The organism is Weissella sp. MSCH1, assembly GCF_045799135.1.
In the GTDB taxonomy this organism is placed as follows: Bacteria; Bacillota; Bacilli; order Lactobacillales; family Lactobacillaceae; genus Weissella.
The window spans coordinates 51,359-58,581 of sequence record NZ_JBJMBA010000027.1; the positions used below are offsets into that span (position 1 = coordinate 51,359).

5 protein-coding genes are annotated in these 7,223 nt (G+C 46.9%); 4 read left to right on the forward strand and 1 reads right to left on the reverse strand.

The features are described from left to right. Positions 1-259: 259 nt before the first annotated feature. Positions 260-1,372, reverse strand: coding sequence for a hypothetical protein (locus ACJ28U_RS01940; protein WP_407618224.1), 1,113 nt, complete (start codon positions 1,370-1,372; stop codon positions 260-262). Positions 1,373-1,532: 160 nt separating this feature from the next. On the opposite strand from ACJ28U_RS01940, the gene ACJ28U_RS01945 reads away from it, so the two are divergent. From ACJ28U_RS01945 to ACJ28U_RS01960, 4 genes are all read left to right on the forward strand, one after another. Further along, a complete protein-coding gene (locus ACJ28U_RS01945) occupies positions 1,533-2,927 on the forward strand; it encodes an FAD-binding oxidoreductase (protein WP_085640025.1) in 1,395 nt (464 codons plus the stop codon). Between the two features lie 118 nt (positions 2,928-3,045). Continuing rightward, the gene (ppk1, locus tag ACJ28U_RS01950; protein ID WP_407618225.1) at positions 3,046-5,097 is read left to right on the forward strand and encodes a polyphosphate kinase 1; all 2,052 of its coding nucleotides are present in this window, start codon (positions 3,046-3,048) and stop codon (positions 5,095-5,097) included. An 18-nt stretch (positions 5,098-5,115) separates the two neighbouring features. Then, entirely contained in the window at positions 5,116-6,090 is a 975-nt protein-coding gene (locus tag ACJ28U_RS01955; RefSeq protein ID WP_407618226.1) for an exopolyphosphatase, read from the forward strand. Between the two features lie 70 nt (positions 6,091-6,160). Then, on the forward strand, positions 6,161-7,066 hold the full coding sequence (locus ACJ28U_RS01960) for a zinc-binding alcohol dehydrogenase family protein (RefSeq protein ID WP_407618227.1): 906 nt from the start codon (positions 6,161-6,163) through the stop codon (positions 7,064-7,066). The last annotated feature ends 157 nt before the right edge of the window (positions 7,067-7,223 follow it).

Sequence of the window (7,223 nt, forward strand, 5' to 3'; positions counted from 1 at the left end):
CGCACAACCTAAGTTTTGAGGTTGTGCGCTCATTTTAATTATCACCCAAATCGTAAACAAAATTGTTGTATTCACAGTCTGGACACGTCCAGTATGGGAACTCATTGTTATCGTCTTCCCAGGCTAAAACTAGGTTCAAGTCGTTAGTGTTGAATTCACTACCGCAATTTTCGCAAGTTACTACCATTCTGATGCCCTCCAAATGTTTTCTATAGGGTATCAAGAAGATGTGATAATTCTTAGGGAAGTTGCTAATGATTTATATGCCTAAGTCAGGGACGATTGAACTGGTGTAGCTTCTTGAATAATTAATCGGTGTTCGAGTTGGTGTGTATCGTTCGACATATCCTTGTCGTTCGTACCAGTTTAATACTGTGCGCCCACCAGAGTCGATGTTCGATAACCACCATGCACGACCATCGACAGCGCCGACTGCATTTGTTCGTCCATTATAGTCGTGGAACTGTTCTGCAGTGTCAACAATTGACCAAATTTGGTTACCTGTTGCCGATTTTTGTCCGTTAGTCGAAATGACGGCATGCTGGGAGAACCCTTTATACTTGGCAGCAGTTGATTGCACAAGTCGACTAGTTGACGTACGACGACCTTGGCTATCTTCGGTCCAAGAGTTAGCGTCATGAGCCGAAATTGATAGAACTGAGTAAGTGTGATTCGTGTCGTTATAAGCGTACCAATTACCTTGAAGTTCAGCGGGAAAGTGTCCAATATTTAATTGGGGTACGCTTCTAATTGGTTGATGAACACGAGCATCTGTCCGCAGATAGTACGTACCGTCATTTCCAAAATTGAGATACTCGCCACCAAACGAATGGTTGCCTTGAATTGTTCGTCCGTCTGATCCAACATAATAAACTAAGCCGTATGCTTGAACAAATTTATTTTGTTGTCGGATACCATTTTCAAAGTAGTAATATGCGCCCATATAGTTGCGAATGCCTGTGTATGGCTTCCCACTTTCATACCAGCGCCAACCTTGGCCGGCATCGACGTAGCCAGTTATTTTGTTACGCAAAAAGAAAGTGCCATTGTTACCAAAATTATAGGCAACACCGTTAATGACACGGTTACCTTGCATAGCGCGTCCATCGGCATCGGTATAGTAAGTTAAACCCCAGGCATGATGCCAACTTGTGTCTTGCCGAATACCGTTTGTAAACCAATAATAGGTGCCCATGTAATACCGAAAGCCAGTGTAGGTATGACCGTTTTCTAGCCAACGCCAACCAACATTTTTCAGGTTAATATATCCAGTTTGTTCAGCTGCCATCGCAGGTTGCATGTGCACAAATTGTGTGGCACCTAGCGTCAGGCTGACGGCACTTGTTACTAAAATTTTCTTAATCATATTCATAAACCTAATATCCTCCCAAAGCTATCATATGCTTTCCACAACAGCGGGGAAGGTTTATTTTTTCATCGCCGTAAAATCGGACTTTCGTGTTTATTTTTAGTAAGCGAGTTAAGATGTAAGCGTAACAAACACACTAGCTGAGAAACGGAAGGTCGAAGTGATGTCGATTAATTTTGCAGCGTTCTCGAACCAGGATATTATTGCGGCTTTGCAAGCGCAGGTCGCAACTGGTGATGTCTTAACTGATCAAGACACATTGTATAAGTATAGTGATGATCAATATTCAGTGGTTGACCAAGTAATCCTACCACTCGCCGTCATTGAAGCGGCCACGATTGCAGATGTGCAGGCGGTGTTGGCTGTCGCCCGTCAGTATCACTTGGCGGTGATTACCAAGGCAACGGGTACCAGCGTGGTATCCGGCTCACGAGGCCGTTCAGGTGCAGTGATTTTGTCACTTGATCGCATGAACCACATTTTAGAAGTGAATCCCGATGACTCTGTAGCAGTTGTTGAGCCAGGGGTAATTAACAACGATTTGGATAAGGCTGCCCGTGAAGTTGGCTTCTTCTACGCACCTGACCCAGGCTCAAAGAACATCAGTAGTATTGGGGGTAATGTGTCAACAAACGCTGGTGGTATGAGTTCCGTGCGTTATGGCGTCACCAAGGATAATATTCTCGGTGTGAAGGTCGTCCTTGCGGATGGTCGTTTAGTGACGTTAGGTGGTCGTACGCTGAAGCAGGCGTTTGGGTATGATTTGACACAATTGTTTGTTGGGTCGGAAGGAACGCTAGGTGTGATTGTTGAAATCACCGTCAAGCTGAGTCCAATTCCAGTGGGGACGCCCTTAACTGGGATTGCGTTCTTTAAGGATATGGCTGATTTAGCTAAGGGAACCGGGGCCTTGCGTCGGTCAGGTGTCTACCCAACCATGCTGGAAGCGCTCGACGCAGCAACTGTGGCTGCTTTGGACCGTTTTGAAGGCACGCACTACGCTGACAAACACGCGACGATGCTGATTTTCAAGTTAGATTTTTCAACGCCTGAAATTCTTAACATTAGTGAGCAAACGCTGACGGCGAATGGTGCTTTTGACGTTCAGGTAACGGATGATCCTGAGCAGGCAGCGGCGTTGCTTAAGTTGCGCCAGGATATGTTGCCAGCTATTTTCAAGGATAAGAACCACGTCATGGAAGATATGGCCTTGCCGTTGTCACAAATGGCTGGCATGATGGATTACATCACGTCGCTTGGCGAGAAGTACGGCCTTGAGTTGTACGTTGCTGGTCACGCTGGCGATGGTAACGTCCACCCGTCAATTGTTTGGGACCAAAATGTGACTGAGCCACCAGCTGGTGCAGCGGAAGCAATTAGCGATATGTTCAAGGAAACGATTCGCCGTGGTGGGACAATTTCAGGTGAACACGCGGTTGGTTTGCAGAAGAATCAGTGGAACAATTATGAACTCGGCGAGACGGATTATTTGCAACACCAAATCAAAGCCTTATTGGATCCAATGGGCCTATTGAACCCACAAGTAAAGATTAATTAATCATCAAAGCGTGCAAGTTGTAACATTCTTGCACGCTTTGTCATTTTTCTCTCATTTTCACTGGAGAATTGGGACCGATTAGGCGTATAATTTGGTCACTCGGGGGAGGGGATTATTCATGAGATTAGACTTTTTAACACACCACGATTTTATGAATCGTGAGTTAAGTTGGATGGCCTTTAATGAACGTGTTTTGGCGCTGAGTCAAGATGCGGGCCAGCCACTTTTGGAAAGAGCAAATTTTTTAAGTATCACGCAGAGCAATTTTGATGAATGGTACATGGTCCGCATGGCGGATTTGATTCGTGATATTCAAGCTGGGGATGATAAGAAGGATCCGGCGGGCATGACGCCACAACAACAAATGAATGCGGTGCGCCATGCTATTCGTAAGCAGTTACGGCACCAATACCAGAGCTATGAAGCTTTGAAAGTTGCTTTGAGCAATGTGCATTTACCGATTTTACCGGTGGCGGATTTAAAGGCGCATGACCGGGCAGCGGTCCGCCGGATTTTCCAGCAGACGATTCAGCCACAATTGGTCTTAAAGACAATGGACGCGACCAGCTTATCGGAAGTATCCAATGGGACGATTAACTTTGTCGTTGGTCATACGGGGGATGCTGATTGGACGACGTTTGCCTTGCCAACGACGACACCACGATTTATCCGCGTGCCAGGGCCTAATAGCCGTTTTGTGACGACGACCGATGTCATCGCGACGTACATGGCCGATTTAGCGACAAACTTGGCTGATAAGCAGGTCTATCAATTCCGCATCTTGCAAGATATGAGCATGCCTATTTTGCCAAAGTCAACGACTGATGTGGTGGATGCCATTCAAGCAGAGGTTGATAAACGGGCGACGGCGCCAGCAATTAATTTAACGGTTTCGGCGCAAATGCCAGCCGAATTGAAACGCCATTTGCAGCAGGTTTTGGGTGTTGACCGACTTCACGTCTTTAAGGTTAAGGGCCCGCTGGCGTATGATTTTGTGACCGAATTAAATGACTTATTGAAACAGGAAGACCAAGCTGCTGAGTTTGCCTTCTTGCATTATCACCCATATCAGCCGCACCAGGTAGAGGCGCTGGCAGGGACTGATATTTTTGATAACATTGTGGCGCAGGATTACCTTGTGCATCATCCGTATGACAGTTATGATGCGGTGTTAAATTTCTTCCAGCAGGCGGCGCATGATGACTCGGTGTCAGAAATTGGCATTTCCATTTATCGGGTGTCGCATGATTCGCCAATTGTGGCGGCGCTCACACAAGCAGCCCAGGCGGGTAAACACGTGGTGGCACTGGTTGAGATTAAGGCCCGGTTTGATGAACCAAACAACTTGAAATTGGTGGATACACTACAAGCTGCTGGTGTGACCGTGTTTACAAGTTTTCCAGCGATGAAAGTTCATGCCAAGATGGCCTATGTTGTCCGTGATGGTCGCACGATTGTTCATTTGGGAACGGGTAACTACAACGATAAAACGGCCCACTTTTACACGGACTTTGGCTTATTTACTGCCGATGAGCCCATGGCAGCTGATGTCCGGCACGTGTTCGCTTATGTAACGGGGCAAGCATCACAACCGCAAGCATTGGCTGACATTCGAATTGCGCCAAATATGTTGCGGGCGACTTTAATCGAACGGATTGATGAAATGATTGCCGCAGCCAATGCGGGTAAACACCCCGAAATCTGGTTCAAAGTGAATTCTATTTCGGACCAGGCGTTAATTGAAAAGTTGTACAGCGCGAGCCAAGCCGGGGTGCACATTCATTTGCTGGTCCGGGGGATTGCAACAGCGATGCCAAATCTGCCGAATGTGAGTGAGAATATCCAAATCCGCTCAATTGTTGGGCGGTTACTCGAACACTCACGGATTTATCTGTTTAAACGGGATAAAGAGGATGTGACGGTGTATCTGGCGTCTGCGGATGCGATGCCACGTAACTTTGACCGGCGCGTAGAATTGCTGTTTCCAATTCACGATGTGGCGTTGAAACACCGTATTCGTAAAATTTTCCGTCAGATGTGGTCAGACCGGGCGCAAAGCTTCAATAAAACGCGCAATGGACGGTATGTCCGCCGCAAGTTAAAGGCAGATTCAGATCCGGTACCGGTGCAAGAACGCTTACTAATTGCAGCTGAAAATGAAAACGACTAAAACTGGAGGAGAGAGATTATGCCTACATTAGCAATTTTGGATCTTGGTTCAAACTCGGTTCGCATGATGGTTAATCGCATTAATGCAGATGGGTCATATGAAGTACTAGACCGCCGTCAAGAAATGGTGCGAATGTCAGCGGGGATGGGCGATGAGAAAGTGATTCAACCAGATGCAATTGACCGGACAATGGTGGCGCTGGCTGAATTTAAAGAAATTTATACGACATTTGATGAACAGGTACACGTGCGGGCTGTTGCCACGGCTGCTGTACGTCAGGCCACCAATCAAGCGGAATTTTTGGCTCGCTTTAAAGAAACGATGGGCTTTGACCTGACCGTTATTTCAGGCGATCAGGAGGCGGTGTATGACTTCAAAGGCGTTATGAATTCGCTACCGGTTAATGATGCGCTGATTTTGGATACTGGTGGGGCGTCGACTGAAATGATTTTGGTGAAGTCCGGTAAGATGGTGCAACGTATCAGCGTGCCAATCGGGGCCGTCAATATTACGGAAGCCCATCTGGAGAAAGATTTGGTTAGTGCGAAGAGTTTGTTCAATGCGTTGACGGCTACGAATAAGTACTTCCATGATATTGCTTGGTTAGCAAATGCAGTGAACTTGCCGATCATTGCAATCGGTGGGTCTAATCGAACGTTGGCTAAGATTATGCGTCACCGTCGTAATCAGTTGGACTTACCCGTGCACGGTTATCAAATGACCAAGGACGAGGTCGATGATATTTTTGCTGAGTTGTTGGGTGATAACAAGGCGGAACGCATTGAAATTCGTGGTTTGTCGAAAGCCCGGGGCGATATTATTATCGGGGGCGTTTTGCCAATTGTGACTTTGTTGACGATTATCGATAGTAATAAGGTTATTTTCTCGCAGTCAGGTATTCGTGAAGGCGTGCTATTTGCGACGATTGAAGAGTTGACTAATCAACATGTTTTGAACCCTGAGGCGCGCCAGTTAACGATTGATGCCGATTAAGGGCCAGTTTTACGCCACCTATTTTGGACGGGTGTACACTAATCGTAAATAAGAAAAGAAGGCAAGAAACATGAAGGCAGTTGTACTAAATCGGTTAGGTGATTTCGATTCATTAGTTGATGCAGAGGTCCATGATTTGAAGGTGTCAGCTGATGAAATTTTGGTTAAGACGCGCGCGGTTGCAGTGGACCCAATTGATATTAAGATTGGGAACGGTAGCCGTGGCGGTCAAAATGGCATGATTTTGGGTTCGTCTGTGGCTGGGGATGTTATTGCGGTTGGTCGCAATGTTCGTGGCTTCAAAGTTGGTGACCGTTTGGCCGCTAATGTCCGTGGTGGTGAAACCTACGCAGAAGAAGTTTTAGTGCCAGAACGATTGGCGGCGCACATTCCTGATAACGTGACATACGCAGCCGCTGTGTCGGTTGTGCTAGGCGGCCAAACTGGTTACAGTGGCATCGTCCGCGGATTGCAGGTTAAGGCCGGCCAACATGTTTTGGTTCACGGCGGCTCGGGTTCAGTTGGATTAATGGCCATTCAGGCAGCGCTGGATGCTGGCGCTGAAGTGAGCGCCACGGCCAGTGGTTGGGGCTTAGAAATGTTGCGTGAGAAGTTCCCACAAGTGACGATCTTTGATTATAAGACGGATGATGTTGCGGCTAACGGGGCTGTGTATGATGCGGTTTACGATACAGTTGGTTCGGATCGAGTGTTGGCGGCCTCGTTTAAGGCTACTAAGCCAAATGGTCATGTCTTGTCGATTGTCGCACGTTCACATCGTGATCCACGATTTGTTCACTTCTTTAACCAAGCGAGTGTTGAAACCGTGCAGACTTTGTTGGATGGTTTGAGCAGTGGTCGCTTTATCAGTGTGATTGATAGCGAATTGCCATTGAGCGCTGATAATGTACGGTTGGATTATGCGCGTCTGCAACGGGGTGGCGTGCATGGTAAGTTGATTTTGACGGTTTATTAGGAATAGTTGTTATTTGAGAGGCTGGGACAAAACTCAGCTGAACATTTTGAATAAAAGCAGGCGCAAACCCATGTATATCAAGGGTTTGCGCCTGCTTTTTGGTATAATAGTGGTAATAAAGGCAAAGAAAAAGACGTTGAGCGGCAACTCAACGTCC